This is a genomic window from Shewanella yunxiaonensis (genome assembly GCF_018223345.1).
Taxonomy (GTDB): Bacteria; Pseudomonadota; Gammaproteobacteria; order Enterobacterales; family Shewanellaceae; genus Shewanella; species Shewanella yunxiaonensis.
Map to the genome: position 1 here is coordinate 3,376,862 of NZ_CP073587.1, position 18,775 is coordinate 3,395,636.

At 48.5% G+C, this 18,775-nt stretch carries 18 protein-coding genes; 7 read left to right on the plus strand and 11 right to left on the minus strand.

Translation table 11 applies throughout. The annotated features are described in order from the left end of the window. Nucleotides 1–154 precede the first annotated feature (154 nt). Nucleotides 155–718, plus strand: a complete 564-nt coding sequence (locus KDN34_RS15390) for a c-type cytochrome (RefSeq protein WP_212594583.1) — start codon at nucleotides 155–157, stop codon at nucleotides 716–718. A gap of 235 nt (nucleotides 719–953) precedes the next feature. Here KDN34_RS15390 and KDN34_RS15395 read toward each other — a convergent pair whose 3' ends face one another. Further along, a complete protein-coding gene (locus tag KDN34_RS15395; protein ID WP_212594584.1) occupies nucleotides 954–1,376 on the minus strand; it encodes a hypothetical protein in 423 nt (140 codons plus the stop codon). Nucleotides 1,377–1,615: 239 nt separating this feature from the next. Between KDN34_RS15395 and KDN34_RS15400 the strand changes: the two genes are divergently transcribed. After that, nucleotides 1,616–2,644, plus strand: a complete 1,029-nt coding sequence (locus KDN34_RS15400) for a DUF4382 domain-containing protein (RefSeq protein WP_212594585.1) — start codon at nucleotides 1,616–1,618, stop codon at nucleotides 2,642–2,644. Nucleotides 2,645–2,733: 89 nt separating this feature from the next. On the opposite strand, the gene KDN34_RS15405 is transcribed toward KDN34_RS15400, so the two are convergent. From KDN34_RS15405 to KDN34_RS15425, 5 genes are all read right to left on the minus strand, one after another. Further along, complete coding sequence (locus KDN34_RS15405; protein ID WP_212594586.1) at nucleotides 2,734–5,874, minus strand: efflux RND transporter permease subunit; 3,141 nt, start codon at nucleotides 5,872–5,874, stop codon at nucleotides 2,734–2,736. Next, nucleotides 5,855–7,456 carry an efflux RND transporter periplasmic adaptor subunit gene (locus tag KDN34_RS15410; RefSeq protein WP_212594587.1) on the minus strand — a complete coding sequence of 534 codons (1,602 nt, stop codon included), beginning with the start codon at nucleotides 7,454–7,456 and terminating at the stop codon, nucleotides 5,855–5,857. The genes KDN34_RS15405 and KDN34_RS15410 overlap by 20 nt, the downstream gene beginning before the upstream one ends. Nucleotides 7,457–7,482: 26 nt before the next feature. Next, nucleotides 7,483–7,806, minus strand: coding sequence for a heavy metal-binding domain-containing protein (locus KDN34_RS15415; RefSeq protein ID WP_228730365.1), 324 nt, complete (start codon nucleotides 7,804–7,806; stop codon nucleotides 7,483–7,485). Nucleotides 7,807–8,217: 411 nt separating this feature from the next. Then, on the minus strand, nucleotides 8,218–8,670 hold the full coding sequence (locus KDN34_RS15420) for a DUF2057 family protein (protein ID WP_212594588.1): 453 nt from the start codon (nucleotides 8,668–8,670) through the stop codon (nucleotides 8,218–8,220). 73 nt (nucleotides 8,671–8,743) lie between these two features. Then, complete coding sequence (locus tag KDN34_RS15425) at nucleotides 8,744–9,109, minus strand: hypothetical protein (RefSeq protein ID WP_212594589.1); 366 nt, start codon at nucleotides 9,107–9,109, stop codon at nucleotides 8,744–8,746. A gap of 343 nt (nucleotides 9,110–9,452) precedes the next feature. Between KDN34_RS15425 and KDN34_RS15430 the strand changes: the two genes are divergently transcribed. The 3 genes from KDN34_RS15430 to KDN34_RS15440 all read left to right on the plus strand — a co-directional run bounded on the left by KDN34_RS15430 (nucleotide 9,453) and on the right by KDN34_RS15440 (nucleotide 11,195). Then, a complete protein-coding gene (locus KDN34_RS15430; RefSeq protein WP_212594590.1) occupies nucleotides 9,453–10,049 on the plus strand; it encodes a tyrosine-type recombinase/integrase in 597 nt (198 codons plus the stop codon). Nucleotides 10,050–10,452: 403 nt separating this feature from the next. Beyond that, on the plus strand, nucleotides 10,453–10,881 hold the full coding sequence (locus KDN34_RS15435) for a DUF4844 domain-containing protein (protein ID WP_228730366.1): 429 nt from the start codon (nucleotides 10,453–10,455) through the stop codon (nucleotides 10,879–10,881). 89 nt (nucleotides 10,882–10,970) lie between these two features. Further along, nucleotides 10,971–11,195, plus strand: coding sequence for a hypothetical protein (locus KDN34_RS15440; protein WP_212594591.1), 225 nt, complete (start codon nucleotides 10,971–10,973; stop codon nucleotides 11,193–11,195). 32 nt (nucleotides 11,196–11,227) lie between these two features. Here KDN34_RS15440 and KDN34_RS15445 read toward each other — a convergent pair whose 3' ends face one another. Then, nucleotides 11,228–12,268 carry an IS481 family transposase gene (locus KDN34_RS15445; RefSeq protein WP_212594394.1) on the minus strand — a complete coding sequence of 347 codons (1,041 nt, stop codon included), beginning with the start codon at nucleotides 12,266–12,268 and terminating at the stop codon, nucleotides 11,228–11,230. A gap of 463 nt (nucleotides 12,269–12,731) precedes the next feature. Between KDN34_RS15445 and KDN34_RS15450 the strand changes: the two genes are divergently transcribed. Continuing rightward, a complete protein-coding gene (locus tag KDN34_RS15450) occupies nucleotides 12,732–13,151 on the plus strand; it encodes a hypothetical protein (RefSeq protein WP_212594592.1) in 420 nt (139 codons plus the stop codon). A gap of 121 nt (nucleotides 13,152–13,272) precedes the next feature. After that, nucleotides 13,273–13,827: a hypothetical protein gene (locus KDN34_RS15455; protein ID WP_212594593.1), complete on the plus strand. Its 555-nt coding sequence runs from the start codon at nucleotides 13,273–13,275 to the stop codon at nucleotides 13,825–13,827. A gap of 197 nt (nucleotides 13,828–14,024) precedes the next feature. Here the strand turns inward: KDN34_RS15455 and KDN34_RS15460 are convergent, their stop codons facing one another. The 4 genes from KDN34_RS15460 to KDN34_RS15475 are packed head-to-tail and all read right to left on the minus strand — an operon-like array spanning nucleotide 14,025 to nucleotide 18,697. After that, on the minus strand, nucleotides 14,025–15,173 hold the full coding sequence (locus KDN34_RS15460) for an ABC transporter permease (protein ID WP_212594594.1): 1,149 nt from the start codon (nucleotides 15,171–15,173) through the stop codon (nucleotides 14,025–14,027). Continuing rightward, complete coding sequence (locus tag KDN34_RS15465) at nucleotides 15,170–16,330, minus strand: ABC transporter permease (RefSeq protein WP_212594595.1); 1,161 nt, start codon at nucleotides 16,328–16,330, stop codon at nucleotides 15,170–15,172. The genes KDN34_RS15460 and KDN34_RS15465 overlap by 4 nt, the downstream gene beginning before the upstream one ends. Continuing rightward, nucleotides 16,330–17,307: an HlyD family secretion protein gene (locus tag KDN34_RS15470; RefSeq protein ID WP_212594596.1), complete on the minus strand. Its 978-nt coding sequence runs from the start codon at nucleotides 17,305–17,307 to the stop codon at nucleotides 16,330–16,332. Before KDN34_RS15470 ends, KDN34_RS15465 begins: the two co-directional genes overlap by 1 nt. Beyond that, nucleotides 17,297–18,697: a TolC family protein gene (locus KDN34_RS15475; protein ID WP_212594597.1), complete on the minus strand. Its 1,401-nt coding sequence runs from the start codon at nucleotides 18,695–18,697 to the stop codon at nucleotides 17,297–17,299. Before KDN34_RS15475 ends, KDN34_RS15470 begins: the two co-directional genes overlap by 11 nt. Nucleotides 18,698–18,775: the final 78 nt, after the last annotated feature.

An 18,775-nucleotide genomic window follows, 5' to 3' on the forward strand; every position in this document is an offset into this window, starting at 1 on the left:
CCCTGGTCGCTGGGTGTATCATCACCTAAATAACAATATTTGCACTGACCTCTTAAAATTCAACTAACCTATTACTTTGGACATTATCTGATGTTTAACTTGTTGTATGGCAACAATCGCTTTTGTCTATAATGTCAAATAATATGGTTACGTAATGATGAATTTTATCAAACATTACTTGCTCATTTTTGTGTCATTTCTTGTTCTAATTTGTCTTGTGAGCACTGCGGTAATATATTCAGGTATCTATAACATCGGCGCAGATGAGCCGCACATACAGCCAGTGTATAAAGCCTTAAATGTGTTACGCCAACGCTCTATTGAGCAGCATGCTAAAGGGATTAGGGTTCCTAATTTGGATGACCCTGCTCTTATCTTAAAGGGCGCAGGTCAATATGCCGCTATGTGTACAGAATGCCATCTTGCCCCCGATATGACCCATTCAGAAATACGTCCAGGGCTCTATCCTCAGCCTCCTAATCTGTCGCTTCACCGCGTTGCACCCAATGAGGCTTTTTGGGTGATTAAACATGGCATAAAAATGAGTGCAATGCCTGCCTGGGGATTTAACCATGACGATCCTACCATCTGGAGCATGGTGGCATTCTTAATGAAACTCCCGGATTTAAGTCCTGCACAATATCGAGAGATGGTCACTAAAGCACCGCCTGATGATGATATGGAGGAAGAGAGTGATCATGAACATATGCACCGCTAGGGAACAGGAACTCAGATGAACAGACTCGTTGATTTTAAAATTTGGGCCTATGCAAACATATGATGGCTGGCTAATGAGGGTGGGATATTGGGTAGGCCGTATGTTGAAATGAAAGCAGCAGCGGCTCCGTATACCATTGAGGGCGTTCAGAATTCGGTGTCAGCTAATTGTGGCTGAATATCTAAGAGCACGTCTAGGCACCCTTAAAAGTACAGTATGCGGAGCCTACAGACTACTACTGATCATGATGTTGCATCTGTTCGTCATGCTCCATCATTTGTTCCATCATCATCTGCATGATACTCATTCGCTGCTCCATCATGTTCATGCGCTGACCCATATCCATGCCATTCATACCTTGATGTTGACTTTGGTCGCCGCCAGTTGATCCCATCATCATTTGCATGCCGTGTTGCATGGCCGCCATGTGTTGCATCAGCATCTGACTGCGCTTTTTGGGGTCCTTTTCGGCTTTAATATCCGTCATCATCGACTGCATATTTCCCATTTGCTTGTGCATGTCCTGCATTTGTTCGTTGCTCATTGGCCCCATCATCATGCCATTCTGCATCCCTTGACCAGCCATCGTATCGTTTGCTGCATATGCCCAACCGGTAAGCAAAGCAGACAAAACAAGCGTTGTAAGTAGTTTCTTCATGGTTTTCCTCCTAAGTGAGTGATGTGCGCCCACGTATAGGTAATAAGGATAGCAACAATCAGGCATTACTACGGGTTTGTGTAATCGGTCACATATTGATCAGCTATATTTTTAAGGTTAATCCATTCTTAAGATTATTTTCATATTTAAATACATTGACACAAATCATTACATTTATTTACCCGTAACAAGATGATCTGACCGTGTACCCACACTTTTAAAGGGTTCTGGAGAAGAAGATGAAGATGATGTACCGCAGTTGGTTATTTTTATCGGCCTGTGCACTACTGACCGCTTGTGGTGGTGGCAGCGGCAGTAGCAGCAATAATAGTGTTACCCCCACAAACCCCACCACTCCGGAACAAACTGGCTCTGTTACCGTCGCACTGACAGATTCACCGATGAGTGGCGTGACTACAGTAGGATTACAATTACACGAATTAGTGATGACCGATGCCTCTGGTGTTGAACATCGCTACTCACTGGGCGATATGCGTTTTAACTTGATGGATTATCAGGGCAGTGACAGTATCAATGTCGTTGATGGTCTGAGTATTCCCGTCGGTGACTACCATGATGTCTATATGACGGTGGTGCAAGGTGACGGCAACAATGGTTGCTATGTAGAAGACGGTCAGGGCATTCACGCATTGCAAGTACAGGATGATGAACTGCCATTGATGGATTTCTCTGTTGCGGCGGCTCAGCAATATAGCTTCACGATGGAAGTGGGGCTGTATATGGGGCTTAATCACGACAGCAACTATAACTATAGCCTCAGTCATGATGGCAGCTGGTCTGTGAATAATATGTCAATGGGCCATCTGATGGGTAATGTGGACCCTCAGTGGATTGCAAGTTGTGAAAGTACTAATGCCGCCTTAACGCCCACCAGTGGCATGTTCAGCCATATGGCATACCTCTATCCTGATACCGTGACTAGTCTGGCGCAGATGGGCGATGTCTATGCTGCGCCAACCGATGGACGTGTGGCTCCGGTTGCGGTTGCGCCGATGCAACAAGATAGCGCGGGAAACTGGTATTTTGCGATGGGCTATCTGCCAGCCGGAACATATCGCGTAGGTTATAGCTGTTTGGGGGATTTGGATAATCCAACCACAGATGACACCACAAATGGCTCATTCACTATGTTTGCGGATGCTGGTTCAGTGACAATTGATGCCGGTACCACCGGTGGCACCCAAACAGTGATGCAGTGTGGCATGGTAAGTGGCGGCCACTATGGCATGATGGGTAATGGTGGTTGATTTGTATTGAACAATAAAAACTCAGGTTAACAAGAAGGCCAGTCAGTAACCTACTGACTGGCCTTCTTTTAGTGCTAGATAATATAAGCCTAACTCAATGTCTGAGGTAACTTACGACGATATATCAGCAGATATAGCGCTGGCAGTACAAACAAGGACAATACCGGCGCGGTGATCATGCCGCCAACCATAGGTGCAGCAATTTTCTGCATCACATCATTGCCCGAACCTGCCCCCCACATGATAGGTAACAAGCCAAAGAAGATGGTCGCTACCGTCATGGCTTTGGGGCGTACGCGCATTACTGCGCCTTCAATCAAGGCTGCTTTCAGGTCGCTGACACTTTGATACATACCATTGTCCTGACGATGCTTAATTGCATTGTCCAGATACACCAGCATCACCACCCCAAATTCTGCCGCCACTCCGGCGAGCGCGATCATCCCCACCGCGACCGCAACAGACATGTTGTAATGAAGGGCATATAGCACCCAGGTACTGCCGACCAATGCAAATGGCAGCGATAACATGATCATGCTGGCCTGTAATGCGGAGTTAAAGGTCAGCATCAACAGAATAAAGATGACGGCGAGCGCCATCGGAATAACCTGTTTTAACTTGTCGGCAACCCGCTGCATATATTCATACTGACCGGCAAAACTGTAGCTGTAACGCGGCGGCAGTTTCACTTGGCTGGCCAGAATGGGCTTCACGGTGTTGATGTATTCACCGATAGACGTGCCACTGATATCCACAAATACCCAGGAGATCAGTCGTCCGTTTTCACTTTTGAGCATCGGCGCGCCGTCGGTGATTTCGATATCCGCAAGATTGCGCAGTGGCAGATAGTTACCGGATTTGGTGATGACCGGCAAATCGCGTAACTTTTCAATATTGTCACGTAAATCTCGGGGATAGCGCAGGTTGATCGGATAGCGCTCAGCGCCCTGCACCGATTCGCCAACATCGGCACCACCAATGGCGTAACGTACAATGTCCTGAATGTCGCTCAGGGTCATGCCATAGCGTGAAGCGACATCGAGCTTTGGCGTAATGTCGATGTAACGACCACCGCCAACGCGTTCTGCATATGCCGAGCGAGTATGCGGTTGTTGCGACAAAATGGCTTCAATTTGTGCGCCGATACGTTGTAGTTCATCGACACTGTCACCGGTGATTTTGATGCCAACCGGTGTCTTGATCCCGGTAGACAGCATATCAATACGCGTCTGGATGGGTTGTACCCAGGCATTGGTTAAGCCGGGGACTTTGACCGTTTTCTGTAATTGCGTAATCACGTCTTCCAGTTTGACGCCGGGACGCCATTCCTCCTTGGGCTTCAGCATAATGGTGGTTTCCAGCATCGTCAGTGGTGCTGGGTCAGTGGCGGTTTCTGCGCGGCCAACTTTACCAAATACCCGTTTTACTTCGGGGACGGTTTTGATCAGCCGGTCCGTCTGTTGTAGCAGTTCTGCGGCTTTACCGGCACTGATCCCCGGCAGCGTGGTGGGCATGTACAACAGATCGCCTTCTTCCAGGCTGGGCATAAATTCACTGCCCATTCGGGTGGCGGGATACCAGGCACTTGCGAGCGCCACTAGGGCGGCCAGGATCGTCACCTTAGGAAAGCGCAATACCAGATTTAATGCCGGTTTATAGCCGGCGATTAACACCCGGCTGATGGGGTTGGCCGTTTCAGAAGGAATTTTGCCACGAATAAATAGCCCCATCAGAATGGGCACTACCGTGACTGAAAGTATCGCCGCTGACGCCATAGCAAAGGTTTTGGTGTAGGCCAGCGGTGTGAATAGCCGACCTTCCTGATCTTCCAACGCAAACACCGGTAAGAAGCTCAAGGTAATAATCAGCAGTGAGAAAAATAACGCCGGCCCCACTTCCTTGGAAGCTTCCGCCACTATTTGCCAGTGTTCAGGGCCTTGCGGTGCACGATCATGTTCATGCCGGAAATGTTCCAGATGTTTGTGCATGTTCTCGATCATGACAATGGCACCATCGACCACCGCACCAATCGCAATGGCAATGCCGCCTAGGCTCATAATGTTGGCGTTCACTCCCATGTGATTCATGACGATAAAGGCCATCAGAATCGACATTGGCAGCGTAAAAATGGCAACCAGGGTCGAACGGGCATGCAGCAAAAACAGCAGGCAGACTAAACTGACGACCACCATCTCTTCAATGACCTTGTGGACCAGGTTATCGACAGAATTCTGGATCAGGTGTGAACGATCATAGGTTGGGACGATTTCGACGCCTTCCGGTAAACCAGCTTTCAACTGTTCCAGTTTGGCCTTGACGGCTTTAATGGTTGCCAGGGCATTTTCGCCATAACGCATCACGATAATGCCGCCGACAGTTTCGCCTTCACCATCAAGTTCGGCAATTCCACGGCGGGCCGCGGGACCTTTACGAATGGTGGCAACATCGCGCAGCAACAGTGGGGTTCCGGATGGACTGGCAATACCTAACGGAATTTCACCAAAATCTTTCAGGGTCTGACGATAACCTTTGGCGCGCACCATATATTCTGCTTCCGCCATTTCGACCACTGAGCCACCGACTTCGCTGTTGGCCTTGGTAATGGCAGATTTCACGCTGGCAATGTCTAGCTTATAGATGGCCAGTTTGTCCGGGTCGAGCACGATTTGATAGGTCTGCTCCATACCGCCAACGGTGGCGACTTCGGAAACCCCAGGGACACTCTGTAATTCCAGCTTCAAGTACCAGTCTTGTAAACTCTTGAGTTGCGACAGATCCAGCTTGCCGGTCTTATCGACTAATGCATATTCGAAAATCCAGCCGACACCGGAAGCATCGGGCCCCAGCGACGGCTGGACGCCATCCGGTAGCCGACTACTGATTTGACTCAGGTATTCCAGCACGCGTGAACGCGCCCAATAGATGTCGGTACCATCTTCAAAAATCACATACACATACGAGTCGCCAAACATGGAATAACCGCGGACGGTCTTCGCCCCCGGGACGGCTAACATGGCGGTCGACAACGGATAAGTGATCTGATCTTCTACCAGCTTGGGGGCCTGACCGGGATAAGAGGTTTTGATGATGACCTGCACATCCGAGAGATCCGGCAAGGCATCCAGCGGCGTTTTTTGTAACGCATGAATGCCCAGCACTGCCACAATCAACGCGATGATGAGGACCATCACGCGCTGACGGATAGCCATATCAATGATGGTCTTCAGCATTATGTGCCTCCTGATGCTGGCTGCTCAGACGCATCAAACTGCCTTTGAGACTGGCTTCAGAATCCAACAGGAACTGGCCGGAAATCACCACGTTTTCACCGTCACTGAGACCGTTGAGGATCTGCACCATGCCGCGGCTCATCATCCCTACATCCACCCGGCGTGCGACAAAATCGTTGTCTGCGGTTTTCACAATGACGCGGTTTTCTTTACCGGTCTGGATCAGTGCTTCTTGTGGCACGACCAGCGCATTTTCGTTCGCGCCGCCAAACAGGGATACCTTGGCGAGGGTATTGGGGCGCAGATGTTCGCCTTTATTTGGCAACACGACGCGCACCCGCAGACTGCGGGTCACCGGATCCAACTCGGGATAGATATAATCAATTTTCCCTTGCAGGCCCTTTATCCCCATGGCGGGAATGCTGACTTCCGCCGGTTGACCTACCGCCAGCCAGCTCTGTTCATTTTCAAACACGTCGGCTATCACCCAGACCTTATCCAAATCCACCATTGACAGAATTTCAGTTGATGGCTGCAAATACATACCGTCACGAATATCGAGATTTTTCACGTAACCATTGGACTCGGCATAAAAAGGTACGCGGAATTGCGTTTTGCCCGTTTTAGCTAACTGCTTAATCTGCTCTGGATTTAATCCCAGCAGCTCCAGTCGCGTTCCTGCTTTACGCAATAATTCCTGATAACGGTCGCTGTTACCGGAGCGCTTGAGCGTATCTTGCGCCAACAGATAATCGTCCTGTGCGTTAACTAAATCCGGCGAATAGATTTCGTAGAGCAGTTGTCCTTTTTTAATCTCGTCACCTTCAGATTGCACTGTGAGCTTCTCTACCCAGCCAGTAACGCGCGAGTGAATGTGGGTGATCTGGCTTTCGTCATAGCCGACTTCGCCGACGGTATCGACAAAGCGCCACATGGTTTGTCGGGTGGCTTTGGCGACTTTGAGTGCCAGCGCTTGCTGCATCTGGCCTGACACGTTGACTTGAACCGTATCCTGATGTCCCCCCATCTCCACTTTTTCTAGGGTCATGCCGCAGATAGGACAGGTTCCGGGGGTATCACTGACAATCTGTGGATGCATCGGGCAGACATATTTAATGGTGCCACCGTGAGAGGGCTGCGCTTTGTCGACACTACTGAAGACCTTTTGCACATTGGCCACTTGTTTGGCAGTTGTTGGCTTTACGGACATATCCATCGTCGCGGTTTTATCCTTGCCCTGTGACATGTCCATCTGCGCATGATCATGCGATGTTTGCAGGGCCATTGCTTGCGGATTCGCATGCTGCATTGCTGTCGCTGATGTTGCCGGTGATTGTTTGGGCTCAGTTGCTTCGTCTTTCACCAGAAACATGCCACAGATAGGGCAGCGACCTGGCTTGTCGCTGCGTTCTTGCGGATGCATTGGGCAATAATATTCTCCCTGGGTAGCCGCAGCAGTCTGGTGCTGATGATCTTGGTGTTCATCTGTTGCCGCCAGTGCATGTAGGCTCCACTGAGAGCCTGTTGCCAGTATCAGACTCAATACACAGGCTAGGTAACGACGTGAATATTTATTGCTCATATGCCTTATCTCCAACGATTATCGAATTACTGCTGATGCATGTTCATATTCGACATATCGTGCATATCAGTGTTGGCCTTGGTGGTTGGTGTCGCAGATTTTTCCTTCATCTGTATATTTGGCATAGTATTTTTACCCTGAGTGTCAGCCGGAACCATTTTCATGCCACAAATCGGGCAACTATCGCCTTTGTGACCCGTTTCTTCCGGATGCATCGGACAGTGATAGACCTGTGCTTGTTCAGCAGTAGCGTGATTATGCTCATGGGTAGCGGTATCTGCCGCATAACTGTAGCCAGTGGAACCTATGCCGAGTAAAGCCGCTAAAACCAGTGTTGTTAAAGATTTCATATTTGACTCCGAGATTGGTGAGGCTGCTAAGAAAGACAGTGATCACCAGAAAATTATTAAGTAAGTGTTTAGTTAACTTCCAGTAATGAACACAGTTTATTAGTCACATCGTGCATTCATATCCGGACGACTATCTGTTAATCGGAAATGAGGCTCCGGCGTAGCGACAGCTGTTTCAAACACCCTAGTTGTCGGCCAGGAACCGGCAGCTAGTTTTATGTTTGTCACAAATGTCACCAGACAATAGTCCCTGTTGCAGTATCCCTTGCAGTCATTGCGATGATGGTGGGTCGTGTCGGGAAGCACTTTGCAACATGTTGCCCATCTTCGCGTCAGGGGACTATTGACTGTTAAGTGTGACAAGTTGTGATATCACAACACCACGCCGAGCCTCGATAACTCCGTGAATGCTCAGCGTTGAGCTGCCAACAAATCTGCAATCACATTAGCTGCAGGCTGTAAAGAAAATCGGCGACTGTCTGCTTTATTGGTAGTGATATCCAGATAAGGGTGTTTTAGATAAGTTTGCGCATCAGCAACGTCATCTAGTGTTGGGGTAGTCAATGCAACGTTCTGGGTATCGACAGAGAACTGCAGATAGAGTGGTTGAGACTTAACCCAAGTGGCCGAGTCATCTGCAGTGATGCCAGAAAACAGATCGCGATAACGAACTACCAGAACATGAGAACCTTTGTTCAGTTGCAAGGTGTCACTGGTGTTGTTGTCTGAGTGCCCATCGATACTGAGTACCTGCAGGTCATCTGGCAAAGAGACTTGCGCGGCCTGAGTGAGTGGTGCAACGAACAGAGTGGACAAAGATAAAGCGGATGCAGCAATAGTTGCTAAAGTAGTTTTTGAGAACATGACCGTACTCCTAAAATTCTATAAACAGTAGTTACTTAGGCATTAAGCCTTTAAAACAAAATGTTAAAAAGAATTACAGGTAGTTAGGCGGTGGTGTTTGGACGCCAACAGTAGCAGTCTGTACACTCCATGTAGGACAAGAAATTTCTTGAGCCAACATAGGTTGTGACTGTAAAGCGGTGATAGGGGTGATGACAGAGATTAAATTACTGCAGTGATTGGCACAATTTCCTACCTGACCACAGTTATCTGCCGCTGAATTACAATGTTTACAATCCATTTTCCCCTGACAGCAGGCCATATTGGCATGAGCTTCTTGGGTATGGGATTGAGCGAACATTTGCTGTGACACAGGCATAGCAGCAACCAGTCTTGGCGCGAGCGCCTGACTGATCAGCATCATTGCCAGTGTTGTTAGTAACAGCAAGTTTCGCATCATTGAAAATTTATGCCGTAGTGAAGATTCGATGGGAAGATGACACATACCTTATATAAGGTTCAAGCACTAACTAAATTTAAATTTTTGTTTTTGATCAAGATCAATTATTTATTGGCTTTCTGGAACTTCTAAAAATGTTCACATATTGTATACATTCCACTCGTAAAGACAGCCAACAATAGAGTTATTATCTATGCACGGGGTCGATATCACCGTACATTATTTAACTCGAAAAATATGATTAGGTACCTAAATCTAAGAAGATTTTGTCGACCGTTTTAACAAATTGTCGGGTGTGGCTGCCAGACTTTATGTTGACCAACAAACCTGAGAGGAGGTCAGCATGAAAAAGTTATCTCCAGGAAAATGTAATGGCATAAAGCGCCCCTTCAAGCTAGAAGAAATCTGGCGGATCAGAACTCGACTTGAACTTGAAAACAACCTGATGCTAATTGCACTGCTAAACCTAGCCATTGATAGTAAGTTGAGAGCGAGCGATTTGCTAAATCTGCACGTTTACGATGTATCTTCGCAAGGAGTGATTTATGAAAGGGTACAATGCGTTCAGCAAAAAACAGGCACCGATGTGCATTATGAAATAACCCCGAGAACGCAACAAAGTATCAGTCGGTGGATCTGCTTTGCTTCCTTAGATTCGGGGAGCTTTCTGTTCCCCAGTAATCGCCATAAAGGGCAACCTATCAGTTACTCGTTCTATCGCTCCATTATCAGGAATTGGGCCTCAAAACTTGGGCTGAACGCCGATTATTATGGAACACATTCTATGCGCCGAACGAAGGCAACACTGATCTACGCCAGAACAAAAAATATTAGGGCCGTACAGCTGTTGTTAGGGCATTCAAAGCTAGATAACACCATCCGTTATCTAGGGGTTGAACTTGAGGATGCTTTGCGACTTTCAGAAGAGACAGAATGTTAGGACAATTGAAACAGGCTTTTCTTGCCTCTGAAAAGCCTGTGCCCCATTACGATTCAGCAGTGTGATTTTGGGTTAACTCTGAAACACAATGATTGACCATACTTTAGTAATGGAGCAAAGTTTATACAAAACCAGTAGGTTAGCGCTGACTAAGTATGTTGCTTTCAGGCACACCTGAAATGTTAGCGTCGCTAGTGAAGCGAGCTTGCACGCAGCCACCGCCAGCCAACTTCAAGTGAGGAACAAACATTCTCAAGGTTGGCGGAATACGGAGAGTTCAGATACAAGGAAGTCAAATAGTCCATCATCATGCGCACCTCCTACGTAATCTGCCACTCACAAAACAAGCCACGGCAACGGACACGGAAAACCGCGCCGTTGCGTTATGATCGTTTGTGAGAACATGAAAAAAATCAGCATATTGCTTTTATTCATAATTAGTCTTTTCGCCATGGCAGGTAACAATATAATGATTCATAACAATACAGAGCGTGTGCAAAAGCTTGAAAAGTTGTTAGTTGAAAAGAAATTTACTGCTGATGAAAAGCTTTTTTATCCTGGTGCTCCCTCAGAAGAAGTTAGGGCAACATGCGAACAAGCAATGAATATTGTAATCCAAGCTTTAATTGATACTCCTGAGGCGGGTATAACGGAAAACGAGTTTTGGAGCCTCCTGGAAAAAGCTGCCACGGTATATAAGCAATTTGACTCAGAAGAAATGGATCGCGGCCTAAGTTACATGGAAGAAATAATGGACATTTACGACATCGAAAGTTCCGATGGTAGGTTAAACACTTGGAGGTATGGGTTTGATCCAGCAAATTCTCACTAACAAGTTAAATCATCGGAAAATCACTCGCTGGCTGCGCCAAAGCGCTCGCGTTTTCCGCTGTTTAAAGCGTTAAATTACTAAGAGATATCGTGAAGAAATTAGCAATTTTAATAATGACAGTTCTTTTATCTGGTTGTGTCGGGGTGGCGACAATGTACAACCCCGAAACGAACCACGAAGATTTAAAATTCAAACTTATGGGGCGGGGGGTTCTTTTTGATTACAAAGAAAAGAACCATAATTATTCTAAATCTGACGTGGTTGCGGCTTGGGGGCAGCCTGATAGTAAGTGTACTAGCTCAGACCTGATCTGACAGTTACCCATTTTTCTGGTGCCTCCGTCAGATTAGATTTGAGCTAAATTCTTTTCAGCCCAAATCGCTTTCCCATCAACGAGTGTCGCCATTGGTGTTCGGCCACAACACATTTTTCCCTGATGAGTCCGTTCATTGTTGTAATACGCCAGCCATTCGTCCAGATCTTTTTGCAGTTCCTCCATATTTCCGTAAAGCTTTTTACGAAACGTTACCTGATAAAACTCATTCAAAATCGTTTTATGGAAGCGTTCACAGATACCATTGGTTTGCGGATGACGCGCCTTAGTTTTGGTGTGCTCTATGTCGTTAATCGCTAGGTACAACTGATAGTCGTGTTGCTCTACTTTGCCACAGTATTCTGTTCCTCGGTCAGTCAAAATACGCAGCATGGGTAATGCTTGAGCCTCAAAGAACGGCAGCACTCGGTCATTGAGCAAATCAGCCGAAGTGATAGGCGTTTTCGTTGTGTACAGCTTGGCAAATGCTACCTTGCTATAGGTATCAACGAAGGTCTGCTGATAGATGCGACCAACACCTTTAAGATTGCCGACATAGAACGTATCTTGCGAGCCCAAATAGCCTGGATGGAAGGTTTCAATTTCACCACAAGCTTCATCATCCTGTTGCTTGCGTTCCAGCGCTGCGACCTGCGCATCTGACAAGATAATACCTTCTTGCTCGACCTTGGCTTCCAAAGCCTTTAAGCGCTTTTTGAAGTTCTCTAAATCGTGCCGCAGCCAGATAGAACGAACACCACTCGCCGACACAAATACGCCTGTTTTGCGCAGTTCATTACTGGTGCGTGATTGGCCGTGGGCAGGAAATGCTATCGCATGTGCGATGACGGCTTGTTCGGTTGCATCATCGACACGGTTCTTGAGGTTAGGCGCTCTTCTGGACTGATTGATAAGCGATTCAACACCACCACTTTCAACCAATTCCTGGTAGCGATAGAAGGTGTCTCGAGATACGCCCATCACCTTACAGGCCTTAGAAACGTTTCCCAGTTCTGCTGCGAGATTGAGTAAACCCGCTTTGTGTTTGATAATCGGATTGTTAGTATGAAGCATGAGAGTTGCCTTATGTTTTGATTTAAGATTCGACACCTTTATCAAAACGGGTAACTCTCATCTTTTCAAGATGATGTGTCAGATCTAGTCTGGACTAATACAAGTAAAGACTTGATAGGTAATACCGAATATTGGCAGTACAAACAAGATAGCCTGGCTTGGGCGGGTATTATTCCTATGGTGGTAATTCCAATACCACTCGTAGTGCCAGTTGGCAAAAATAGTGTAACTCTAGGTTTCTATGGGAATGAGCTTATCTCGGCCACAAGCCAAGACCGGGAGGGTAGTTTAGCTGTGTGTGGTATGTTCCTTATAGATCATCCATCAGGCTTTAAATTTGGTTGTTTTACGGGGTCGAAGTAGTCGTAATTTAACAAGCGCATGTTGTTCACCCCTGAGAGGCTGGGACCTCCGTTCCGCTACGCTTCACTACGGCCCTAAATGCGGGCGTTAGGTGTAAACGATGCAAGTACCACTTTATGATGAAGTACACGGATTAGCCCTCGACATCGTCAATGCTTCGGCTCGTGGCGATGAGGAAGAGGGCGCCATAGCTTATGCGCAGCTAAAAGAACTTTGTGAAAACAACGATGGTTGTGACAATGACCATCCGTTGCAATGGGAAGCATTGGGCGATTTTTCACACGACCATGTTGAAGCTATTGCGGCGTATGACAAGGGGCTCAGGTGTGCACAACGGCTGGGTCTCCTTGAGTACATTGCATCAATTAAACTCGCGATGGCTGAAAGCTACAGTGAAGTAGGTAACTCGGCCGAGGCTTTCGTGCTTGCTAATGATGCAATGGCCGATGCTGAGCATGCAGCTGAGTCAGAATTGCAGGCTGCAATTAAAGATTTTCTGAACGAGCATGGTAACACCTAACCATACGTTCAACGCGGACAGTTTGCAGCGGGGCATTTGCTTCGCAAATTTTACGCCCCGCTGCAAAGCACTTCCGTTCTGCCGATTAACTTGGCGTTAGGCATTAGGAGAAATTATGGTCATGGAAATACTGACGGCGATTCTAGTCGTTGTCACTGGGATTTACGCGTATTTGACATATAAAATGTCGAACATGAGTGAGCGTTCTGTACAGATGATGAAAGAACAAACCGAAGCGATGTCTCGTCCTTATTTGGTAGTTCAACCTATCGTAAGACCTCATACACCTTTCTTGTATTTAAAAATCTACAATAGTGGCAAGACACCTGCATTAAACGTAAAACTAGAACTGGATAAAGACTTCTATCAGTTTGATGAGGCTGATAAAAATCTGAGGGAAGCAAGCGCATTTTCATCTACTTTTGATAGTTTTGCGCCAAACCAAGAGTTATTTTTCGCTCTTGGTCAAGGCTGGCTTATCTTTGGTGAGTCAAAGCATTCTTTGCCCGAACAGTTCGTAGTCACGGCATCTTATAGCTATATGGACAAAGTAGTGGTTGAAAAAAGTCATATTGATCTACGTCCATTTGCACGAAGCGAAGGCGAAAAAAATCCTATCGTGGAAGAACTTGAAAAAATTAGAAAAGCTCAGGAAAAGTTGGCAAAAAATGCCTAACAAGCGACTGCACTCGGAAATTTTACTCGCTTCGCTCCCAAAATTCCTGTGAGTGGGGCGTTAAGTTAAGCCATAGAAATTTTCATCCGAAAATGACAAATTAGAGTTAAGACGCTAACTCGGAAATGTCCAAAAGTGATTTAATAAACTAACTCACATGTCTCCAAAGCGTACCTCGAAATCCTTATTGAACACATTCACGCATTCACTTGCGGCAATTGCTGCAAGCGGCGTTTTACCCCCCACCAGGCGAGCGGCAGATACAATAATAACAAGGCCCACAATTGCAACCAGCGAGGCAGAACCTGACTCCAATCAGCGCCCATCTGATTCAGTTGTAACATGCCCATGATGCCCGGCACCGCGGGCACCAGTTGTGATACCCAGATCAACGGTTCTGGGATGAGAGTTAGCGGCCAGACAAAGCCACTGGCAAACAGGATTGGCATCGAAGACAGCACCAATATCTGCGTTGGCAGATCGCGGCGATTAAACAGGGTGCTTAAGGCCACGCCACAACAGGCAGTTGCCAGCAAAAATGGCAGCATCAGCAACAATACCTGACCAAGCGAGGCCAGTAGCCCGACACCATACAGGTAGTAGCACCAGCCGATATATAGAGCACTGAACACACAATACAGCAGGGTGAAGGAGCCGATGCGGCATAACACTATGCCCAATGGGCTGAGCTGGTGCCAGTAACCTGAGCGTCGCCACTGACCTGCACCTAAAATACCGGTGCCGATCAATAGCGTCTGATGCAGGATCAATAAGAACAATCCTGGGATCACGTAAGCCGGATAGCCAAGGCCTTTATTAAATACCGGCACGGCATTCAGTGCGATGGCGTCCAGGCTCTTTTCCGCTTTGGTTGGGTTAGTCCCTTGTGCCAACAAGCCACGTAATTGCACTTTGTGTGCGATGTCTAACCCCGCCTGCGTTAGCCCCTGCACTACGGCGGAATAGATCAGAAAGTAACTGGCATCACCACCGTAACCAAGGGTAACTTGATTGCCACGCAGCAATTTATGACGGAAATCTTCCGGGATCACCAGAATACTGCTGGCGCGACCATCCTCCAGCCATTGGCGGGCGTCATCGATAGAACCTGCATATCCCTTCACGGAGATCCCCGGATTAGCGTCGGCATGACGGATCATCTGCCGCGATAATGAAGAATGATCCAAATCCACCACGACCAATGCCTGCGCCGTTGGCACGTTATTCAGATAGGGAGACGGATATAAGATGGCGTAAAAACTGATGCCACCGAACAATGTTAGCGCGATGGCGCGGTCTTTCATCACCGACAGTAAATCGAGCCCAATCCAGCGCCACCAGCTCATAGCGGTACTCCGGAGGTTTGACGTTCAGGCAGCAGCGTGCGGCCGTAACGACGGGCAAAATACCAGGCGGGCAGCAGCAACAGTAAAAAACCGAGATAACCGCGGCTTTGCTGCAGCACAGTAAGCAGTCCCTGGCCGTGACTCACCAACGCAATATGCGTTTCAATGTAATGGCTGGAGGGAATTAATGCGCGCCACCACTGTGCCACCAGCGGCATATTCGATGTGGGAAAGGTGATGCCCATAAACGCAAATGCCGGTGCAAACAGCCCGCTGCACATACTGATGATCCGCGCACTGTCAGCCATAACAAAAAACATCGCCTGTACCCACAACCAAACAGCAAGCAACATGATCAACTGCGCGGGCAGTAACCACAGCAGGTTACCGGCAATCGGCAATCCCAGATAACCGTACATCATCACCAACAGCAGCATACCGTGGAGTAGCATCAAAGGGGTATAGAACAGCCATTTAGCGGCCAATACTCGCAGCAATCCCAGTCGATAACAGTCTGCCAGCGATTGCTCGCGCAGTTCTCGGCTAAGACTATTGGCATAACAAAGCATTGCCACCAATTGCCACAATGCGATCAGCATGGGCGGCACTAAGAATCCCACATAATTCATATTGCGGTTGAACAGTGCGGTATTTTGCGTGGCGACCGGCGTCAACCGCACCGCTACCTGCGCTGGATTAACCCCTGCCGCGAGCAACTTCAATCTGGCAAGTTGTTGCAGTCCATCTGCCAGCGTTAACTGCAACTGACTGGATAACAACTTACCCACCAGCAAAAACTGGCCGTTGTAACGCAGGTCGATGGTAGGTTTGTGTCCCGTCAGCAGGTCATGTTGTAGTGCGTATGGCAGCCGCACTACGGCAAAAACTTCGCCGCTACGCATGGCTGCCACAGCTGCTTGCAAATCCGTGTAAGCAATAGGTTCAGTCACCGAGTTGGCATCAATATAACGGCCTAACTCGCGGCTGACACTGGAGTGGTCTTCATCGACCAAGGCGACCGGCAATTGCCGTGGCAAGGCGGCAGAAAACAACCACCACAGAAACAGAAATCCCAGCAATGGAACGTAACTTATCAAGGCCAACTGCCAGCCATCACGCTGCAGGGCCTGAAACTCCCGTTGCAGCAACTGCCACATTACTTATCTCCGGCCAGCAGCACCGACATTCCCACTCGCAGATCAGGGATCGGTTGGGTAGGACGCAGTTCGACTTCGAAAGTACGCATATCAAAATCGTGACCGCTTTCAGTGGCACGCCAGGTAGCAAAATCCCCCAACACGCTGATATAGCTCACCTGATATTGGTAATCCTTACCCAAAGCCGGGATCCGTAACTGCTTTTTATCGCCTTTATGGAACTGGGCCAACTGATCTTCGCGAACCTGAAATACCGCCCAACTGTCACGCATATCCACCAGTGTCACCACTGGGAAGCCGGTAGGTGCCAGTTCGCCAGGTTGCAGTAACACATCGGTAATTTCGCCGGCTTTTGGCGCCTTCATCTGACTGTCCGCCAGTACTGCATTGACCTCCTGCACCGCACCGGCGGCACGTTTGGCATTCCCCGCAGCAGCAGCTTTCTGTTCATCACGCGCACCTTCAGCCGCCATGTCATACATAGCCTTGGCGGCTTGCTCGGTATATTTGGCGGCTTGCCATTGGGTAAAGGCTTCATCGCGTTTCTGCCTTGCCAGTACACCACCGTTAAACAGATTTTCAACGCGATCATAAGTCGTTTTCGCCAACTCGCTGGCAGCTTTGGCTTTGAGCCATTGTTCTTTCGCGGCGGCAATCTGTTGCTTACGGGCACCATTATCGGCCTCTTGCTGCATTGCCTTGGCTGCATCAAGGGCGCCACTGGCCTGGGTCAGTTTGGCGTTGAGCTCTGGGCTCTCAATGGCAAAAAGCAGCTCCCCTGCGGCCACTTCATCACCTTTACGGACTAACACTTGCTCCACACGACCAGCAACCTTTGAGGACACATTGTATTCGCGCGCTTCAATCTGCCCCTGTAACAGATGGGGTTTAGGGCTATAGGCGAGGATTAGTCCATAAATCAGTGCGGCTGCCACTGCCGCCAGTGTCACTGTTGCCAGTAAAGGATTAACCCGCATGACCTGTCTCCTGCTGCTTACTGTGTCCGATAAATTCATCCAGTTGTCCGCTGACTGCCATCAAGCGTGCATAAGCCTGCAGATAACGATAATGTGCCGCTAATTCCTTGGTTTTGACGGCGCTGAGTTTGATTTCTGCGTCGACCCGCTCCAGCGAGGTGGATAATCCCTGACTGAACGCAAGTTCCCGCAGTTTGAGATTTTCCTCGGCCAACGCTTTGGAGCTCTCGAGGGCGTTGATCTCTTCTTGCGCCTGCAACATCTGCCGGTAACTCTGGTCCACCAATAAACTCAGGTCCTGGGTAGTTTGCGCGCGGGTATAACGTGCCTGCAATAAAGCACTTTTTGCGGCCTGTACCTTGCCGCTGAGCCCTTCGCGAGTAAGTAATGGCACTTTCACGCCGACCCCCACCATCCAGTCGGGCGTCATCTGTGACAGTAAGGAGTCATCTTCATACAGCGTGTAATTACCGTATAGATAAACCGTGGGCTTGTATTTGCCTTTTTCAAGATCAATCAAGCCTTTGGCCTGCTGTTCTTTGGCATTCAGTAGCTTCAGCGCTGGGTGCTGCTGTAGCGTTAACTCGGTCAACTGTGGCAGTGATAACGGTGTTTGCAATACAAACATTGGCGAACTGATGCTGGCGTCTGAGTCATGTAGCAACCGCGACAAGGCAATACGCGCCATTTCATACTGCCGCTTCACACTGCCAAGCGTCACTTGGGCATCGTCCAGCGCCACCTGGGCATTCAGCCGTTCCACCTTGGCAATCTGCCCCTGCTGTTCCAGCTTTAATGCATGTTGGTAGTGCTGCTGCAGAGAATCGACCAGTTGCTGCTGGGTTTGCACCAACGCGCCAGCCACGCTGACGGCGTAGTAGCGGTCAACCAGGGTGGTAAACAATTCGCGCCGACTCAGTTCTTGCTGTTGTTGTTCTTCCGCGACTTTGGCCTTTTGAATTCCCTGAGCGGCCGTTATCTGTCCGCCAGTGTAAATCGGCCACATCGCCTGCAGACTGGCATTAAATACATCCTGCTCAGTAAACGGGGTGACAAACATTGAGCTGGGAATGGCACTGAGGATCGCAGCGTATTCGCTGGGAAGCGAGGAGACATCAAGGGAAGCAAGCGGATTGAGTTTGCGCAAATCCAGTTCTATCGGCTGCTGCATGTGAGTATAACTGCCGTTGATACTGAGCGAAGGCAGATAGAGACCGGTGGCAGCATCCTGCTCGGCCTCGGCTCGGCGCAACTGCTGATTATCGGCAGCAAGTTTATCGCTGACGTTAAGCAGGCGCTGCCAGGCACTGTCAAAACTGAAATCTTCAGCAAAAACCGACGGCAGCACCAGTGGCCACAACAGCAGCCAGGCGAATCGCAATCTCTTCATTGACACCTCTAGAGTAAATACTCTAACTCCTTGTCGAATGATAACATTTAAGCAGCGGCCATGCTACCGGCTGCAGAC

Coding starts and splice junctions, on each gene's coding strand:
- KDN34_RS15390 (WP_212594583.1), top strand. CDS start 155: ATGATGAATTTTATCAAACATTACTTGCTCATTTTTGTGTCATTTCTT.
- KDN34_RS15395 (WP_212594584.1), bottom strand. CDS start 1,376: ATGAAGAAACTACTTACAACGCTTGTTTTGTCTGCTTTGCTTACCGGT.
- KDN34_RS15400 (WP_212594585.1), top strand. CDS start 1,616: ATGAAGATGATGTACCGCAGTTGGTTATTTTTATCGGCCTGTGCACTA.
- KDN34_RS15405 (WP_212594586.1), bottom strand. CDS start 5,874: ATGCTGAAGACCATCATTGATATGGCTATCCGTCAGCGCGTGATGGTC.
- KDN34_RS15410 (WP_212594587.1), bottom strand. CDS start 7,456: ATGAGCAATAAATATTCACGTCGTTACCTAGCCTGTGTATTGAGTCTG.
- KDN34_RS15415 (WP_228730365.1), bottom strand. CDS start 7,806: ATGAAATCTTTAACAACACTGGTTTTAGCGGCTTTACTCGGCATAGGT.
- KDN34_RS15420 (WP_212594588.1), bottom strand. CDS start 8,670: ATGTTCTCAAAAACTACTTTAGCAACTATTGCTGCATCCGCTTTATCT.
- KDN34_RS15425 (WP_212594589.1), bottom strand. CDS start 9,109: ATGATGCGAAACTTGCTGTTACTAACAACACTGGCAATGATGCTGATC.
- KDN34_RS15430 (WP_212594590.1), top strand. CDS start 9,453: ATGAAAAAGTTATCTCCAGGAAAATGTAATGGCATAAAGCGCCCCTTC.
- KDN34_RS15435 (WP_228730366.1), top strand. CDS start 10,453: ATGAAAAAAATCAGCATATTGCTTTTATTCATAATTAGTCTTTTCGCC.
- KDN34_RS15445 (WP_212594394.1), bottom strand. CDS start 12,268: ATGCTTCATACTAACAATCCGATTATCAAACACAAAGCGGGTTTACTC.
- KDN34_RS15450 (WP_212594592.1), top strand. CDS start 12,732: ATGCAAGTACCACTTTATGATGAAGTACACGGATTAGCCCTCGACATC.
- KDN34_RS15455 (WP_212594593.1), top strand. CDS start 13,273: ATGGAAATACTGACGGCGATTCTAGTCGTTGTCACTGGGATTTACGCG.
- KDN34_RS15460 (WP_212594594.1), bottom strand. CDS start 15,173: ATGAGCTGGTGGCGCTGGATTGGGCTCGATTTACTGTCGGTGATGAAA.
- KDN34_RS15465 (WP_212594595.1), bottom strand. CDS start 16,330: ATGTGGCAGTTGCTGCAACGGGAGTTTCAGGCCCTGCAGCGTGATGGC.
- KDN34_RS15470 (WP_212594596.1), bottom strand. CDS start 17,307: ATGCGGGTTAATCCTTTACTGGCAACAGTGACACTGGCGGCAGTGGCA.
- KDN34_RS15475 (WP_212594597.1), bottom strand. CDS start 18,697: ATGAAGAGATTGCGATTCGCCTGGCTGCTGTTGTGGCCACTGGTGCTG.